The following is a 17,719-nucleotide window of genomic DNA, read 5'->3' as shown; positions in this document are numbered from 1 at the left end:
GGAATTTATAATGGCAAACGCAAATGCATTAGGAATGATTGAAACTAAAGGATTAGTAGCAGCAATAGAAGCTGCAGACGCAATGGTTAAAGCTGCTAACGTACAACTAGTAGGAAAAGAACAAGTTGGTGGCGGTCTTGTAACTGTACTTGTAAGAGGAGATGTTGGAGCTGTTAAAGCTGCTACAGATGCTGGAGCAGCTGCTGCTGAAAGAGTTGGAGAATTAATATCAGTTCACGTAATCCCAAGACCACACTTTGAAGTAGATGCTGTTTTACCAAAAACACAGGAAACAGTTTAATTTAGGTTTGTGTAGAGATGTATTGCTAAAATAAGCAATACGTCTCTTACATCTAATGAGGGATGTGAAGATATGTCAGTATTAACTGAAAGTGAAGTTAGAAGACAGTTAAAGGGAACAGACTTTAAGGAATATACCGAATTTAGAGTTCTAAAAGGGCAAATAGTAACCCCATCTGCAAAATCATTTTTGTCAGAAAATAATATTAAATTGAAGTATGTAGATTCTTTAGAGGAAGTAGTGCATGAAGTAAAAAAGGTAAAAGAAGAAGTACCTGTAAAGTTACAAACGAGAGAAGAAAAAAGTAAATATATAACTGTATTTGGTGCTGAATTAATGGAAAAACCTGAGCATATGACACATTTAAATGGAAACTTATTAGTGTTTAAAGATCATAAGATAATAGCGCTGAGAGGAAAGTTAGATTCTCTTGAGTCTAAGATATTGGAAACTCAAGTTATTACTCATAAATTAGGAGCTTCAAAGCTAACAGAAGACCTTGAAGAGATATTAAAGTTTGTAAGAGGTCTCCTTAGATGTGAAGTGGTTAATGAACCAGTAGGAGAATTTAAACTTCTTGGTATGACTCCAGAAGAATTGAGAGAAAAATCTCATTATCCAAAGAAATATTATGGGATTGGTCATGAGCCAGTAGCGTTTTCTATGGGTGAGGCTGTTGTGGCATTAAATTCTTGTAGAACAACTATAAGAGAAACTGAACTTTTAGCTTATACCGCATTTAAAGGGGAGTATGGTGATGTTCAAAGGCCGGATATAATAAAGGCATTAAATAGATTATCATCCTTGTTTTGGATAATGATATTTAAATATAGAACTGGAGAATACAGTTAAAGCAGGAGGATGAAATATGAATAATCTTTTAGTAGAAGATATCATAGATGAAGTAATAAAGAGAGTAAAAAAAGAAGCTTTTATAGAAGTTGAAGCTTCAGGAAAACACGTTCACTTATGTGAAGAACATATAAACATATTATTTGGACGTGATTATCAGTTAAATAAGGTTAAAGACTTATCACAACCAGGTCAATATGCATGTAAAGAAAGAGTTACTATAACAGGACCTAAGGGTTCACTAAAAAATGTTGTTGTTCTTGGACCTGCAAGGAAATCTACACAAGTAGAAATTTCATTAACTGATGCAACAGTTCTTGGAATTAAGGCTCCTGTTAAAGAGAGTGGTAAAATAGAAGGTACTCCTGGAATTACAATTTCTACAGAACGAGCTACTCTTACAATAGATAAAGGAGTAATTGTTGCTAAAAGGCACATACACATAACTCCAGAAGATGCAGAGAAGTTTGGTGTGAAAGATAAAGAAATCATTCAAGCAAAGGTTTATGGTAATAGACCCCTAATATTTGATGATGTTGTCATAAGAGTAAGCCCAGACTTTAGAACATATATGCATATAGACTATGATGAGGCTAATGCTTGTGGATTTACGAAGGGAACTCTTTGTAGAATAGTTAAGTAGGCCTCAAAAAGGAGGTATATAAATGAACTATGATAAACTTGTGGACTTAATAGTAAAAGAAGTTTATAAAAAGTTAGAAGAAACAAATAAAAATATTGTAAAACATAAGATAGCTGTAATAATTGGAGATGTAGAGTTGGATCCTATTACTAAATCTAATTTAGATGAAGAATATACTGTGACTTCATATAATGAAGAACAACTAGAAGCTGACATAGCCATAGTTTCTACACTATCTATAAAGTCCATGGCAAATATAGCTACGCTAACTGGTATTAATGAAGAAGAAAACTTTATCATTAATATGCTATTAGCAGGTAAGAAGGTATATGTCCTTGAAAATGGTCTAGAGTATAGAAAGTATAAAAATACTGCGCCAAGAGCACTATATAATAAGTATTTAAGCTTTGAAAGAGAGCTTAAAGTGTACGGAATTGATATAGTTGAGTTTATTGAAAAAGTTGAAGATAAAACCACAAGAAAAGAAGAGTATAAAAAAATTGAAAATATTAGTATATTAGAAACTTCAAATTTTATATCAGAAGAGATGAGCTTCGAAATTAGAAATAAGAAACTTATTAGTGAGATGGATCTTAGGAAGCCATTTATGAATGGAATGAAATCTGTGGTAATAGATAAAAAAAGCATAATCACTCCATTGGCTAACGACTTTATAAGAATTCATAATCTGAAAGTTAAAAGAGTTTAGCGGAGGATAATATGGTTATAGGTAGAGTTGTTGGTAGATTATGGGCAACTAGAAAAGATGAAAAGCTAAATGGTCAAAAGTTTTTAATAGTGAGGCTACTTAAAGATATAGATGTAGAAGAAACAGGCTTTTTTGTAGCAGCGGATAGTGTAGGTGCAGGTACTGGAGACAATGTACTTATAACTAGAGGTGGTGCAGCTAGAGTATCACTAGGAGAAAGAGATGTACCTGTGGATGCAACTATAATAGGAATAATTGATTCAATAGAGGTGGAAAATGAGTAAAAGTATTGGAGCAATTGATTTTAAAAGTATAGCTAAAGGCATTGAAGTTGCAGATGAAATGGTGAAAAAAGCTGATGTTGATGTACTATATATTAAAACTATATGTCCTGGAAGGTTTTTAGTGATATTAACAGGAGATGAAGGTGCTATAAGAACAACCCTTGACCACGGGATTTTCTCTGGTCAGGGGCATATAATAGATAGTTGTATTATAAATAGTGTCCATAATAATATTATACAAGCTTTGAAAAGTAGGTTTGTAACTAAGGCTAATGGGGCCATAGGAGTAATGGAGACCAATAGCGTAAGTAGTGGTCTTAAAGCGTTAGATATTGCTCTTAAGGGAGCCAATTTAAATTTAGTAAAACTACAAGTAGCATCTGGAATAAGTGGTAAACTTGTTTATATTATTTCTGGTGGGCTTAGTGATGTAGAGCATGGAATAAATATAGCTAAAGAAGCTATAGAAGAAAAACGAATTGTTCATGCATCAGTAATACCTTCGCCAGATGAACTTATCATTAAGTATTTAACATAAAAGCTTAAACTTTAGTTTACACAGTTAACAGTATAAATAAATTGAATAAATAAAGAATTAACTTATTAAGGAGATGAAACAATGGGAATTAACGAGATAATCGTATATATCATGGTTGTATTTATGGCCCTTGGAGCCATAGATAAGTGTTTAGGAAATAAGTTTGGACTGGGAGAAAAGTTCGAAGAAGGTTTCATGGCTATGGGTTCTCTTGCAATTGCAATGATAGGAGTTATCTGTCTTGCACCAGTACTTGCAAATATATTAGAACCAGTAATAGTACCAGTATTTAATTTCTTAGGAGCAGACCCCGGTATGTTTGGAGGTACATTACTTGCAAACGATATGGGAGGAGCTTCGCTTTCTAAAGCTCTTGCAGTAGATTCTCAAGCAGGAATGTTTGGCGGATTAATAGTTGGTTCAATGATGGGTGTTACTATAGTATTTACAATTCCAGTTGCCCTTGGAATAATAGAAAAAGAAGATCATAAATTCTTAGCTATGGGAGTATTAGCAGGGGTTATTACAATTCCATTAGGAGCTTTTGTTGGTGGTCTTGTAGCTGGATTCCCAATAATTATGGTACTAAAAAACTTAATTCCAATAGTAATAATTGCAGCACTTATAGCTTTAGGACTTTGGAAATTTGAAAATGCAATAATTAAAGGATTTACAGTTTTCGGGAAGTTTGTAGTAATAGTTATAACTTTAGGATTAGCAGCGGCTGTAATTGAAGCATTAACAGGAATTGTTGTAATTCCAGGAATGGCACCAATTTCTGATGGTATTGAAACTGTTGGAGCAATAGCAATAGTTCTTGCTGGAGCATTCCCACTAGTATATGTAATTACGAAAGTATTCCAAAAACCATTAATGGGATTAGGTAAAGTTTTAAAAATGAATGATATAGCAGCTGCTGGTATGGTTGCAACGCTTGCTAATAGTATTCCAATGTTCGGAATGATGAAGGATATGGATAACAGAGGTAAAATAATTAACGTTGCTTTTGCAGTATCTGCAGCCTTTGTATTTGGAGATCACTTAGGATTTACAGCAGGATTTAATTCAGAAATGATATTACCAATGATAGTTGGTAAATTAGTTGCAGGAATTACAGCAGTATTTGTAGCTATATTTATTGCAAACAATGCAGCTAAAAAGGAGGAGGCTAAATAATGATGGAAAATATCGATAAAAGCTTATTAGAAAAATTAGTTAGACAAATAATAGAAGAAAAACTTACAGGAGCTTCTAATGATTCTGTAGATTTTGTAAGAAATAAAGATGTAAGTGGAATTATCTCTGTTAAACTACCAACAGTTAGAGTAGATGAGTCAAATAGACTTGATACTGGAAATAGCAGTGATATAGTATATACAAAAGATTTATTCACTCTTGAGGAAAGTAAAAGATTAGGTTGTGGAATAATGGAGATGAAAGAAACAACCTTCGATTGGACTTTAAACTATGATGAAATAGATTATGTTATAGAAGGACATCTAGACATAGTAATAGATGGAAGACTTGTATCTGCAGATGCTGGAGAATTAATTTTAATACCAAAAGGAAGCACAATTAAATTCTCAGTTCCAAACTATGCTAGATTCATATATGTAACATATCCAGCAGATTGGGCAACTCAAAACTAATAAATTAATTAACATACCAATACAGACTATATCCAAATTTTATTTAGATATAGTCTGTATTTTTAGTTTAAATATAAACTAATAGAATATTAAATATTCTATTACTGTAATTTCTATCTGAGCTTATTATTAATATAGATGACTATGTTGAATTTTATGTCTACCATTAACTTTAATATGAATAATTATTGTTATTATGCTACTTAATAATAGAAAGGCATAAAAACTAATTACACGGCTTAATAGCATTGCAGAGAGCAATAATTCTTTTGAAAAGAATATTTTAAATAATATCATAAAGCTACTTTCACTGGCACCTACTGCGCCAGGCAAAGGCAAAGAAGAGACTGCTATAGTTAATAAGGCTTGTATAGAAAGTACATCTATAATGCCATAAGTACTTAATCCAAAAGATTTATATATGAAATATGGAACTAAATACATGGCTGTGATTTGTAAAACTGTAACTATTAAAACCTTAACAATTAGTAAAGGATTATTTTTGATATAATTAGCACCATTAGTATATTCATCAAGGTGAACATCAATTTTAGATAGAGTATACTCTGTATTTTTTATAACTTTAAATTTTGATAAGAGTTCAACAATAAATTTAATAAATTTACCAACTAAATTTTTAGAAAATATAGCTGCAAATATAAAACCTATTATAAATACATTTATCATAACTCCGTAAATTAACAACCATTTAATGCCATGTATATTATTTATTATAAAAGTATATTTAAAAAGATACATAAGTAGTCCATATAAAAGCATTACTGATTGATAGACTATGGCAACTATTAACAAAGTTAAAGAAGAATAGGATATATTTATATTATCCTTTTTCATATAGTATACTTGTGCTGGCTGACCACCAGATGATGAAGGAGTAATAGCACTAAAGTAAAATCCAATAAAGGAATAACCAATACATTTTTTAAAAGGTACTTTTATATTTAAATTTTTAAGTATAATATAAATAACATAAGCTTCAAAAATTATAAATAGACACATCATAGAAAATGCTATGAATAAGTAAATAGGATTAATTGTGTTTATTACAGGGATTAGTGAAGTTATCGAAGTATCTTTAAAAAGTAAGTAAAAAGTAATAGCAATGAGTAAGAACATAAAAATTAAACTTCCATAGTAGTTTTTAAACTTGTCTTTTTTTATAGATTTTTGCACAATTAATGTCCTAACCTTTCTGGTGTTATAAATTTATAACCTACTAATTTTAACTTAGGTAAAACTGTAGATAATGCTTCAATGGTTTTAAGAGGAGCATTGGAGGCACCCCCTGAATTCTCTCCTGCATCATGTAGACATATAATAGAATTTCTATCAGTGCGTAGTATTAACTTTGAAGATATAGAATCTACTGTAGCATATTTACTCCAATCTTCTGCCATAACATCCCATAAAATCATTTTTAAATTATACTGTTTAACAAAAAAGTTTGTAAAGATATTACTATGTCCCCAAGGAGGTCTATAATAGTTGATTTGATAATTGAAGTTTTTCATGATTTCTATACTATTTTTAAAATCTTTTTTCGTATATTTATAGCTATAAAAGAGAGCATTTTTATGGGCTAAAGAATGTAGTGCTATAGTGTGCCCTTCTTTATGCATACGATAGATTATTTCAGGATTATTCTTAGCATTCTCTGCAACAACAAAGAAAGTAGCTTTAATTTTATTTTCTTTAAGCACATCTAAAAGATTATTAGTATATCTTTCATCAGGGCCATCATCAAAAGTTAGCATTATTTCATTATCTTTATTAGTGAGTTTAATAATATTTGAATTTATATATTTGTTGTATAAAGTTGGTATAATTGAATGAATTAGAAAAATAATTATAATAATAGCTGTTAAAGTAGTAAAGTACATTAAGCACACGCTCCATCCATATTAGCTTCTAAAGTAAGTAATACTTTTTCAATTGATGTACAATCAAATTGTTTTTTGAAAATTTTTATATTATTAGAAAGATTATCTAGTATTGCATCATCAAAAATAATTTTTTTTATTTTATCAAAACATTTATCAGGACTTGTCTCAAGAACCTTTCCAATACCATTATTTAATATAAAGTTAGTATTATTAATTTCTTGTTGAAGAAAAGGCTTAAAGGCAATTAAAGGTGTTTCTGAGAAAATACTTTCAAATAAAGTTATTCCACCAGGTTTAGAAAGTATTAAATCTGCTTTTTGCATATATTTATAAACCTCATCAGTATATCCAAGTACATTAATATTTTCATATTTTCCATAAAGCATATTATAGATTTCAGTATTTTTTCCTGTAATAACTGTAGTCTTTACATTTTCTAAAGAATTAAGCTGGTTATAAAATTCCATAGACTTGGGTAATAGCCCTAATCCACCGCCCATAATAAGGAGCTGTTTTTCATTAGAAGAACTATTAGTTATAGATTTTTTAAATTCCTCTTTTACTGGTATTCCATTAATAAATATTTTGTTTTCAGGAACACCTTTTAAAATTAAATCCTTTTTTAAAGAGTTACTTCCAACTAAATAACAATTAGTATTATCATTAAGCCACTCTGAATGACTACTAATATCCGTTATGCAAGTTATAAGCGGAAGAGATGGATTATATTTCATCTTATATCTTGATATTAGTTGAGAGCAAAAGGGTAGAGTAGAAATAATAATATTAGGTTCTACATCTTTAATTAGGTTATCAAGCTTAGGAAGAAAGTATTTTAAAAACATAGGATTCATATTATATTTTCTATTTTCCGTAATTTTATAAACTTGATTATAAAACACACTACCTTTGTTCACCATAACATTAAAAGCCTTATAAAGTGCATTGGAATAATTTGGTAACGAATATTCAAAAACATCCTTTATAACTACTGATGCATTAGGATGATTAGACTGAATTTGTTCACATAAAGATTTAGATACTGAATAATGGCCCATACCAAATTTTCCTGTAAGAATTAATATTTTCATATTTTAAACCCCCCATTAATTCTACATAATTTTTACTATGGTTTTATTTTACATGGTAAATCTTAAGAAATACCTTTAATAAATCTTAAGATTTATTAAAGATTTGGAGGAAATTATTAAGCTAAACATAAATTAATAATAAATTACTATATTAAATAGAGAAATAAAGACCTTAGATATATAATAAAAAGGATTGTCTCAAAAGAATTAACTTTGAGACAACACTTTTAAAAATATTATTTAAGGTTATCTAGTTTTTTATTGTACATAAACATGTAAAGTGAAGCAGAAAATATAACTATGTATCCTAAAATACTTATGATATCAGGGGATTGGTTAAATATTACCATGCTTATAATAGCTGAAAAGATTATATTAGAGTAATCAAAAATTGATATTTCTTTTGCAGGTGCATACTTATAGGCTAGAGTAATTCCAAATTGTCCTATAGTTGCAAAGATACCGGCTAATATTAAGTAGGTAAATTGAATCAAAGTCATAGGTGTATAAGAAAATATCATAAATGGGAAAATTGTTATTACAGAAAAGCAAGAAAAATAAAACACCACAGTATAATGCTTTTCACGGTTTCCAATGGCTCGAACGCAGGTATAGGCAGAGCCAGCAAATATGGCAGATGAAAGCCCTATGAGGTAAGGAATTATGTCTACACTAAAAGCAGGCTTTATAATAAGTAGTGATCCAAGGAAACCAATAGCAATGATAGTAATATGCCTTACCTGTAATCTTTCTTTTAAAAAGATAGCAGAGAAAAGTATTACAAAGAAAGGACTTAGCTTATTAAGCATATTAGCATCTGAAAGAATAAGATGGTCTATAGCATAAAAGTTTAATATTACTCCTAATGTGCCTAAAGTGGATCTCATAATAAGAAGCTTTTGGTTTTCTTTTTTGCCAAAGAAACTTTCTTTGTGATATATAATCATACCAAGGGCTATGACAAAAGAAACTATGTTTCTAAAAAAAGCCTTTTGCGTAGAGGGTAAATCTCCAGATAGCTTTACAAAGGCAGACATCATTGCAAAGCCAAAGGCAGATAAAATAATTAATATTATTCCTTTAATTCTATTACTCATAGTACGTCTCCAATCTTAAGTTAATTTTTATAAACTATTTTAAAATACAGTTTATGTATCATAGTAAAGTTATAAATGCAATTCAAATGATATTACTTATCAATTATAATTATCCACTATTTCATAAATTTTTCAAGGGAATAGGGATATTTACGAATGTTATGTAAATTTAATTTATATTTATAGTTAATAACCTAAAGTTATATGTATTATTTAATATGGAGTCCATAAAGATTGTTGAATAAGTTATGCTAGTAGTATATAATTTAAGTTAAATGAATAATAGTTTAAGGTACATTAAGTTTAATAGGGAAAGTGGTTAAAAGCCACTGCAGCCCCCGCTACTGTGTACGGATACAAGTCATGATACCACTGGTAATTTACTGGGAAGGAAATGATGAGGATAAGCCGTGAGCCAGGAGACCTGCCTAAAACTTTGTTAGTTGAGACCTTCGGAGGGAAGAGTATATCAAACTATTTTTTAGTTTAATAAATTTAGTTATGTGTATTAACACCCTTATCTTAGAGGATAAGGGTGTTTTTAGTTATAATAAAACTATTTAAAGAATAAATTTTACAGAATAAATTTAGATGGAGTGATAAGAGTGGATGAATTAAAAAAGTTATTAAGTGGCATTGAAGAAGTAAATAGAGAAGTAATGAATAATTCTAAGAATTACATAGATCATTTAAGCAAGCCTATAGGAAGTTTAGGAGTATTAGAAGAGATTGTTGTAAAACTTAGTGGTATTAAGGGTGAGCATATAAAAGAAATAAAAAAGAAAAATATAGTTATAATGTGTGCTGATAATGGAATTCAAGAATCAGGGGTTTCTTCATGTCCAAGAGAGGTAACAGCTACAGTTACAGAAAATTTTGTAAAGGGTACTACTGGAGTGTGTATATTAAGTAGATACTACAATAATGATACTACTGTGGTTGATATAGGAGTGGATAAGGAATTTACTGATCCTAGAATAATTAACAGAAAGATTAGATATGGTACAAGTAATATGACTAAAGGTCCTGCAATGACTAGGGAAGAAGCTATCAAAGCTATAAAGATAGGAATTGATATTGTTAAGGAGTTAAAAAATCAAGGATATGATTTAATAGGAACTGGTGAGATGGGAGTAGGTAATACAGCTACTTCTGCAGCTATAATAAGTGTATTCTCTGGAATTGATAGTGATTTAATAGTTGGTAAAGGCTCAGGTCTAACAGATGATGGATTGTCCCATAAAAAGGCTATGGTAAAAAAATCTATTGAAATAAATAAGCCTAACAAAAATGATGCAATAGATGTGCTTAGTAAGGTAGGTGGATTTGATATAGCTGGCCTTTGTGGAGTATTTTTAGGAGGTGCTATATATAAAGTGCCAGTGGTAATTGATGGGCTTATATCATCAGCTGCAGCTATTTGTGCAAAGGAATTAAGTTCAAAGACTTCAGGGTATATGTTTGCATCTCACCTATCAGCAGAACCAGGATCACAATATGCAATGAAAACTTTAGGACTTGAACCTATGTTTAGTTTAGGAATGAGATTAGGTGAAGGTAGTGGATGTCCAATAGCCTTTGGAATAATAGAGAGTGCTGTTTTTACTATGAATAATATGGATTCCTTTAATGAAGCTGGCATAGATAAAAAGGATTATATAGATATAAGAAAACAATAGAATATGAACCGGTGCAGATAGGTTATTGATATACGGCTTTTTATAAAGGAGTGTAGTAATTGAAAATATATATAGTTAGACACGGGGAAACAGAAGAAAATATAAAAAAGACTTACTATGGAGATATAGACTGTGAACTAACAGAAAAGGGAATTAAGCAAGCAGAATTAGTAGGAGAAAAATTGAAACATATAAACTTTGATAAAGTGTTTTGTAGTGAAAAAAAAAGAGCAAAGGAAACCCTTAAAAAAATATATGAAGGAGAAGGAGTTAAAGTAGATTCTAGATTGAATGAAAGAAACTTTGGAATCTTTGAAGGAAAAAACTATAAGCAGTTACAAGATTCATTTAAGTTAGAATATGATACTTGGACAAATGATTGGAAGGAGTATTCCATAGAGAATGGAGAGAGCTTTATAGAGGTTTATAATAGAGTGAAAAGCTTTATGGAAGAACTAAAAAAAGAATCAGTTGAAAATATACTTATTTGTACCCATGGAGGAATTATAAGAACAATATATACTTATATATTGGAAGGTAGTTTAGATAATTATTGGAGGTTTAATTCTAAAAATGCAGATTTGTCCATAATTAAATTAGAATACGGGTACTTTTATATTGATAGTATAATTCCAGTAGAATTTTAATATTAATTAATTTGTTTATGAGGATAAAAGAAGAGGAGAAAGAAAATGAGTAAATTAACTTTAGTTACTGGTGGATGTAGAAGTGGGAAAAGTAAATATGGAGAAAATCTACTTAAACATACTGATGATGTATTATATATAGCAACAGCTATAGTAACAGACGATGAAATGAAGCACAGAATAGAAAAGCATAAGGAAAGCAGAAATAAAAAGTGGCAAACCTTAGAAAGTTATAAAGACTTACATAAAAAAATAGAGAGATTTACTGAAAGATATATTTTTTTAGATTGCGTTACTATAATGACTACCAATTTAATGTTTGAAATCACTACAAATTACGATAATATAAGTGATGATGAAATAGATAAAATATGTGATAGCATAAAGAATGAATTTACATTATTCTTAGAAAAGTGTAAAGAGTTAGATAAAGAAGTTGTATTAATTACCAACGAAGTTGGATGGGGATTAGTGCCTGAAAACAAATTATCTAGAATTTTTAGAGATATTCAAGGTTTTATAAATCAACATGTAGCAAATATTTGTGATGAGGTATATTTAGTTTGTTGTGGACAAGGACTAAAAATAAAGGGATAGACGAGGAGCAGTGTTATGATTAAAAATTTGATAATTTTAGCTATAATAGCTATTATGGTATTAGGAGCCATAGGAAAAGAAAAGATTTTCTTTAATAATTTTCTTTTACTATTCCAATTTATAACTAGAATACCGGTAAATATATCTTTGGCTTGTGAGAAAGAAAACTTTAAAAAAGCTACTTTATATTTTCCCGTAGTAGGAGCCATTCTTGGGGCTATTGAATATTTAATTTTTTATATTACATCTATATGGTTGCCATTACCTATGGTTGCTATAATTACAGTTATAGTTGGAATATTTATTACAGGTGGACTTCACATGGACGGACTAGGAGATACCTGTGATGGATTCTTTTCTTTTAGAAGTAGAGAGCGAATAATTGAGATAATGAAGGATAGTAGAGTAGGTTCTTTTGGAGTATTAGCCATGATTATAGATATAGCAGTTAAGGCTTTAGGAATATATTATATAGGAACAAAATCTATAGGTTATATGATAATAGTAGTACCAATGATAAGTAGATTATTTACTGTATTTATTGCTTTAATAGGAAAGTCGGCTAAGAAAGAAGGTACTGGGAATTTTTACATTGGAAATACTAATGGTGTATATTTTACAGGAGCATTAACTCTTACTTTACTTATTGGAAGTTTATTCTTTAATATTAAATATATTATTATACTTTTACTTGGTGGACTTATAGTTACTATAATATTTAATTTGTTTTGTAATAGCAAAATAGGAGGGCATTCTGGAGATACCCTAGGTGCCAATAATGAAATTGTTGAGCTAGCTTTATTTATACTAATTAGTAGTATGATTTTTTAAGAAAATAATGGTTATCTATATATTTTTAAATCTGGTATTGATATAATTATAATATTGTTTAGAAAATTGTATATAATTAATATTGTAGTTTGCATCTTGAATTTTAAATTTGAGATGCAAACTTAATTTAAATATTATATTACTTAAATGTTAGCTCCGTAGAGAGTTTTATATTTTTGAAAATTAGAATATTATATTAGAATTAAATATAATATAAAAATAAATATTAATTATGATTATAATTAATAATAAGCATATAATTATTGTTATTTGGAGGCAAGATTTATGAGTATAAAAATAATAACAGATAGTACTAGTTATATACCAAAGGAGCTCATAGAAAAATATGATATTACTGTAGTTTCTTTAGGTGTTGTTATAAATAATATAGCGAATAAAGAAATAGAAATTGAAAATGATAAGTTCTATAAAACATTGGAGAAGCTAGATAGTATACCTACTTCATCTCAACCAAGTATAGATGATTTATTTAATAGCTTTGACCAGGTTATAGGTGAAGGACATGAAGCATTAGGAGTTTTTATATCCTCAGAAATGAGTGGTACATATGCTACTTGTAATCAACTAATAAAAACAATGATAATGGACAAATATCCTAAGGCTAGGATGGAAGTTATAGATTCAGCATCTAACTGTATGCAAATGGGATATGCAGTTTTGGAAGCAGCAAAACTGGCTGAGGAAGGTAAATCTATGGAGGAAGTTATAGCTGGAGTAGAGGCTATAAAGAGTAAGAGTAGGTTTTTATTTGTACCAGATACTTTAGAATATTTGAAAAAGGGTGGTCGTATAGGAGGAGCAGCCGCTTTATTTGGAGCACTTCTTCAAATTAGACCTATACTTACTGTAGAAGCTGGAAAGACTTCAGTTTTTGATAAAGTTAGAACAAAACAGAAGGCAATACTTAAAATTATAGAAAAATTGCAAAAGGATATAAAAAATAGAGGACTTGGACAGGTAATAGTTCATCACATAAACTGTGAAGAAGAAGGAAGGGCTCTAGCTAATAAAATCAAAGAAATATTAGGTATAGATGTAGATATACAATGCATTGGGCCTGTGATAGGCTGTCATGTAGGACCTAAAACTGTAGGAGTTGTTTATTATACTGAAAAATAAGATTGATATTTAAACATTAATAAAATTTATTTTATAAGGAGATGTTAAAGTGGATATTAAATCAAGAATTGAAAGTTTAAGAAGTTTAATGAAAGAAAGAAGTATAGACGCTTTTATTATTCCAAGTTCAGATAATCATGGAAGTGAGTATGTAAGTGACTATTTTAGAGTGAGACAATGGATTTCAGGATTTACTGGATCTGCTGGAACTGTTGTTATAACGGAGAAAGAAGCTCATTTATGGGTAGATGGAAGATATTTTCTTCAAGGAGAACAACAAATTCAAGGTACAGAATACATACTAGAACGTATGGGTGAACCAGGTGTTAAAACCTATACACAATGGATCTGTGATAATGTGAAATCAGGAGATACTGTCAGCTTTAATGGAAAGGTGTTTACAGTTTCTCAGCTTCATGATTTAGAAGAAGCTTTTGAAGAAAAGGGGATTAAAACAAAACCTGAAGAAGATATTTTTGATATTATCTGGAAAGATAGGCCAACTATGCCTAATAATAAAATATTTATTCATGAAGATTCTTATGCAGGAAAAACTGTAGAAGAAAAGTTAACTTTAGTAAAAGAAGAAATGAAAAATATTAATGTAAATAACTTATTATTAGCATCTTTAGATGATATAGCATGGCTTCTAAATTTAAGAGGCGGAGATGTGGAATGTAATCCTGTATTCTTAAGTTATTTCTTAATTAGTGATGACAAGTATATTCTATATGTAGATAAGGAAAAATTAAATGAAAAAATTATAAATCTATTAAGTAGTAAATCAATATCTATAAAAGATTATAATGACATAGTATCAGATCTTAAGTTAATTAAAGGAAATATAACCTTTGATCCAAGCAAAACTAATGTATGGCTTAAGGAATCTATAAATAAAGAAGTTAACACAATAGAAAAAAGGAATATAACTACGGATTTAAAAGCTAGAAAAAATTCTGTAGAGCTTAAAAATATAGAAAATGCCCATATAAAAGATGGAATAGCTATGGTAAAGTTCATAAAGTGGGTAAAAGAAAATGTAAATAATGAAGAGATAACAGAAATATCAGCGGCTGAAAAACTAAAAAAACTTAGAGCAGAAGGTGAGGATTTTATAGACATAAGCTTTGATACCATTGCGGGATATGGTCCTCATGGAGCTATAATTCACTACAAAGCATCTGAAGAGTCTAGTCTGAAACTACAACCAAAAGGATTGTTCCTAGTAGATTCTGGAGCTCAATATTTAGATGGAACTACGGATATTACAAGAACTATAGCCCTAGGTGAACTTACAGAAGAAGAAAAGGAAGATTATACTTTAGTTTTAAAAGGACATCTAAATCTATCTACAGCAATATTCTTGGAAGGAACTCCGGGATGTAGTCTTGATGTTTTAGCAAGAAGAGCTCTTTGGAGCAAAGGATTAGACTTTAAACATGGAACAGGACATGGAGTTGGCTATTTACTTAATGTACATGAGGGTCCACAGGGGATAAGAAGAGAATTAAATCCAATTGATTTAGAAGAAGGCATGATAGTATCTAATGAACCTGGAGTTTATAAAGCTGATAAACATGGGGTAAGAATTGAAAACTTAATAGCTGTTCAAGAAAAAGAAAAAAATGATTTTGGAAAATTTATGTGCTTTAAAGATTTAACTTTATGTCCTTATGAACTAGATGCAATAAATATACCTTTGCTTAATGAAGATGAAAAATCTTGGTTAAATGATTATCATAAAAAAGTATTAGAAAAGTTAAGTCCCTATTTATTAGAGGATGAGGTTTTATGGTTAAGAAATGCAACCAAAGAGATTTAAAAAAAGTAAGAAACCACAATGGATATTTGTGGTTTCTTATTTTTCTTACATATTTATTTTATTATGGTGAAAAATAAAATAAGATTACTTATTTAATAAGTAATTAGATAAAATTAAGTTTTTAAACTTAATTTAGCTACAAAGGAGGAAAAATAATGTCATCAAAGAAAGGTAGTACAGAAAAGTTATCTATCACAGCACTGATATTAATGATTTTTACATCTGTATATGGCTTTAATAATATGCCCAGGTCATACTATTTAATGGGGTATGGTTCAATACCCTTCTTCATTATAGCTGCAATATTATTCTTTATTCCATTTGCATTTATGATGGCTGAATATGGAGCCGCATTTAAAAATGAAACCGGAGGAATATATTCATGGATGGAGAAGTCGGTAAATGCTAAGTATGCATTTATAGGGACATTTATGTGGTATACGTCAACGGTAATATGGATGGTTAATGTATCTTCTGGAATATGGGTAACTTTATCTAATGCAATTTATGGTACAGATACAACTAGTACATGGAGTATATTTGGTTTTGGAGGGCGTCAAACTCTTGCCATACTTGCTGTTCTTTGGATTATATTTGTTACCTTCGTGTCAACTAAGGGGATAGAAAAAATTAAAAAGATTACTTCAGTAGGAGGTACAGCTGTAGCAGCACTTAATATATTGTTAATACTAGGTTCCATAGTTATATTAATAGGAAATGGTGGAGAATTAGCACAACCTATAGTTAATTCTACAACTTTCATATCATCGCCTAACCCAGCTTATCAAAGTTCAATATCAATATTATCATTTATGGTATTTGCTTTATTTGCCTTTGGTGGTATTGAGGTAGTTGGAGGATTGGTTGATCAAACAGATGAACCAGAAAAAAACTTTCCTAAAGGTCTTGCTATATCTGCTATAATCATAGCTGTTGGATATGCAGTAGGATTATTCTGTGTTGGAATATTTACAAATTGGGATGCTATACTTGGAACAAATGGTAAGTATGGAGATATAGTTCACATGGGAAATGTAGGTTATCTTATAATGAATAATTTAGGTTATCAATTTGGAGTAACCTTTGGAGCAACTGAAGCTATTTCAGTACAAATTGGTAACTGGATAGCTAGATTTGTTGGATTATCAATGCTACTTGCTCTTACAGGAGCGTTCTTTACTTTAACATATGCACCACTTAAGCAATTAATAGCAGGAACTCCTAAGGGGTTATTCCCCGATTCAGTTGCAAAAATGAAAAAAGGTATGCCTGTAAATGCAATGCTTATTCAGGCTATAGTAGTAATAATTATGATTTTATTAGTAGGATTTGGTGGAGAAGCTATGGAAGAATTCTTTAGTATTCTTGTAGCCATGACTAATGTAGCTATGACAATTCCATATATGTTCTTGTCTGGAGCATTTATATCATTTAAAAGAAGAGCAGGAATACAAAAACCTTTCCAAGTTTTCAAAGGTAAAGGATTTATAATACTCGTAACTATTGTAGTAACAGCTACAGTTGGATTTGCTAACTTTTTCTCAATAATTGAGCCAGCTATGAATGGAGATATGGCTAAAACTATATGGAGTATTGCAGGACCAATATTCTTTTCAATAGTTGCCTTAGTACTTTTCGCTAGATATGAAAAGAACTTAAAGAAAAATAATTAAGAAAAATTTGCATTGAAGAATATGTTCTAAAGATTATAAAGTTCAGATAAATAATATCTGGACTTTATTTTATAAAAACATTTAAATATAAAATTTATTATTATAGAAGTTTTAATATGTCTTTTATTTTGGTGAAAATTTTATAAACATTTATTTATATTTATCAAATTTATTTATAAATTATAAACTTAGCTAGACAATACTTAGGTATTGAGTAATAATATTAATATCAAGTGAAACTTAGCTTAGAGGGAGTTTTATC

At 29.7% G+C, this 17,719-nt stretch carries 19 protein-coding genes and 1 riboswitch; of the genes, 15 read left to right on the top strand and 4 right to left on the bottom strand.

Translation table 11 applies throughout. The features are described from left to right. Window positions 1-10: 10 nt before the first annotated feature. From eutM to B2S02_RS07085, 8 genes are all read left to right on the top strand, one after another. Window positions 11-301: an ethanolamine utilization microcompartment protein EutM gene (gene eutM, locus B2S02_RS07120; RefSeq protein ID WP_035130585.1), complete on the top strand. Its 291-nt coding sequence runs from the start codon at window positions 11-13 to the stop codon at window positions 299-301. 72 nt (window positions 302-373) lie between these two features. After that, complete coding sequence (locus tag B2S02_RS07115; RefSeq protein ID WP_035130586.1) at window positions 374-1,153, top strand: ethanolamine utilization cobalamin adenosyltransferase; 780 nt, start codon at window positions 374-376, stop codon at window positions 1,151-1,153. A 16-nt stretch (window positions 1,154-1,169) separates the two neighbouring features. Then, window positions 1,170-1,796, top strand: a complete 627-nt coding sequence (gene eutD / locus B2S02_RS07110; protein ID WP_150846124.1) for an ethanolamine utilization phosphate acetyltransferase EutD — start codon at window positions 1,170-1,172, stop codon at window positions 1,794-1,796. Between the two features lie 22 nt (window positions 1,797-1,818). Beyond that, on the top strand, window positions 1,819-2,505 hold the full coding sequence (locus B2S02_RS07105) for a TIGR02536 family ethanolamine utilization protein (RefSeq protein WP_346920477.1): 687 nt from the start codon (window positions 1,819-1,821) through the stop codon (window positions 2,503-2,505). An 11-nt stretch (window positions 2,506-2,516) separates the two neighbouring features. Then, window positions 2,517-2,789, top strand: a complete 273-nt coding sequence (locus tag B2S02_RS07100) for a EutN/CcmL family microcompartment protein (protein WP_035130595.1) — start codon at window positions 2,517-2,519, stop codon at window positions 2,787-2,789. Continuing rightward, window positions 2,782-3,327, top strand: a complete 546-nt coding sequence (locus B2S02_RS07095) for a BMC domain-containing protein (RefSeq protein WP_346847404.1) — start codon at window positions 2,782-2,784, stop codon at window positions 3,325-3,327. Before B2S02_RS07100 ends, B2S02_RS07095 begins: the two co-directional genes overlap by 8 nt. Window positions 3,328-3,408: 81 nt before the next feature. Beyond that, window positions 3,409-4,503 (top strand): ethanolamine utilization protein EutH, encoded by a 1,095-nt coding sequence (eutH, locus tag B2S02_RS07090; protein WP_035130598.1) that lies wholly within the window; start codon window positions 3,409-3,411, stop codon window positions 4,501-4,503. Between the two features lie 2 nt (window positions 4,504-4,505). Then, window positions 4,506-4,976: a cupin domain-containing protein gene (locus tag B2S02_RS07085; protein WP_346847434.1), complete on the top strand. Its 471-nt coding sequence runs from the start codon at window positions 4,506-4,508 to the stop codon at window positions 4,974-4,976. A 129-nt stretch (window positions 4,977-5,105) separates the two neighbouring features. Here B2S02_RS07085 and B2S02_RS07080 read toward each other — a convergent pair whose 3' ends face one another. The 4 genes from B2S02_RS07080 to B2S02_RS07065 form a co-directional block, all read right to left on the bottom strand. Then, window positions 5,106-6,170, bottom strand: a complete 1,065-nt coding sequence (locus tag B2S02_RS07080; protein WP_346847405.1) for a lysylphosphatidylglycerol synthase transmembrane domain-containing protein — start codon at window positions 6,168-6,170, stop codon at window positions 5,106-5,108. 2 nt (window positions 6,171-6,172) lie between these two features. Continuing rightward, a complete protein-coding gene (locus B2S02_RS07075; protein ID WP_346847406.1) occupies window positions 6,173-6,877 on the bottom strand; it encodes a polysaccharide deacetylase family protein in 705 nt (234 codons plus the stop codon). Beyond that, window positions 6,877-7,971 carry an MGDG synthase family glycosyltransferase gene (locus B2S02_RS07070; protein ID WP_346879500.1) on the bottom strand — a complete coding sequence of 365 codons (1,095 nt, stop codon included), beginning with the start codon at window positions 7,969-7,971 and terminating at the stop codon, window positions 6,877-6,879. Before B2S02_RS07070 ends, B2S02_RS07075 begins: the two co-directional genes overlap by 1 nt. Before the next feature lie 236 nt (window positions 7,972-8,207). Further along, on the bottom strand, window positions 8,208-9,068 hold the full coding sequence (locus B2S02_RS07065; RefSeq protein ID WP_346920476.1) for a DMT family transporter: 861 nt from the start codon (window positions 9,066-9,068) through the stop codon (window positions 8,208-8,210). A 273-nt stretch (window positions 9,069-9,341) separates the two neighbouring features. Further along, window positions 9,342-9,514, top strand: a riboswitch (cobalamin riboswitch). A gap of 159 nt (window positions 9,515-9,673) precedes the next feature. Here B2S02_RS07065 and cobT point away from each other — a divergent pair. The 7 genes from cobT (at window position 9,674) to yjeM (ending at window position 17,457) form a co-directional block, all read left to right on the top strand. After that, entirely contained in the window at window positions 9,674-10,747 is a 1,074-nt protein-coding gene (gene cobT, locus B2S02_RS07060) for a nicotinate-nucleotide--dimethylbenzimidazole phosphoribosyltransferase (protein ID WP_346847409.1), read from the top strand. 59 nt (window positions 10,748-10,806) lie between these two features. Next, complete coding sequence (gene cobC / locus B2S02_RS07055) at window positions 10,807-11,394, top strand: alpha-ribazole phosphatase (RefSeq protein WP_346847410.1); 588 nt, start codon at window positions 10,807-10,809, stop codon at window positions 11,392-11,394. 45 nt (window positions 11,395-11,439) lie between these two features. Then, window positions 11,440-11,991, top strand: a complete 552-nt coding sequence (cobU, locus tag B2S02_RS07050; protein WP_346847411.1) for a bifunctional adenosylcobinamide kinase/adenosylcobinamide-phosphate guanylyltransferase — start codon at window positions 11,440-11,442, stop codon at window positions 11,989-11,991. Between the two features lie 15 nt (window positions 11,992-12,006). Next, complete coding sequence (gene cobS, locus B2S02_RS07045; RefSeq protein ID WP_051823907.1) at window positions 12,007-12,822, top strand: adenosylcobinamide-GDP ribazoletransferase; 816 nt, start codon at window positions 12,007-12,009, stop codon at window positions 12,820-12,822. A gap of 285 nt (window positions 12,823-13,107) precedes the next feature. Beyond that, on the top strand, window positions 13,108-13,962 hold the full coding sequence (locus tag B2S02_RS07040; protein WP_346878522.1) for a DegV family protein: 855 nt from the start codon (window positions 13,108-13,110) through the stop codon (window positions 13,960-13,962). A 49-nt stretch (window positions 13,963-14,011) separates the two neighbouring features. After that, window positions 14,012-15,784 (top strand): aminopeptidase P family protein, encoded by a 1,773-nt coding sequence (locus tag B2S02_RS07035; RefSeq protein WP_346920475.1) that lies wholly within the window; start codon window positions 14,012-14,014, stop codon window positions 15,782-15,784. Between the two features lie 155 nt (window positions 15,785-15,939). Beyond that, complete coding sequence (yjeM, locus tag B2S02_RS07030) at window positions 15,940-17,457, top strand: glutamate/gamma-aminobutyrate family transporter YjeM (RefSeq protein WP_346847415.1); 1,518 nt, start codon at window positions 15,940-15,942, stop codon at window positions 17,455-17,457. Window positions 17,458-17,719 lie beyond the last annotated feature (262 nt).

The organism is Clostridium sp. UBA7339, from assembly GCF_002470865.1.
Taxonomy (GTDB): Bacteria; Bacillota; Clostridia; order Clostridiales; family Clostridiaceae; genus Clostridium_J; species Clostridium_J sulfidigenes.
The sequence above is the reverse complement of the archived record's forward strand: the minus strand, read 5'-3'. Positions and strand labels throughout refer to the sequence as shown.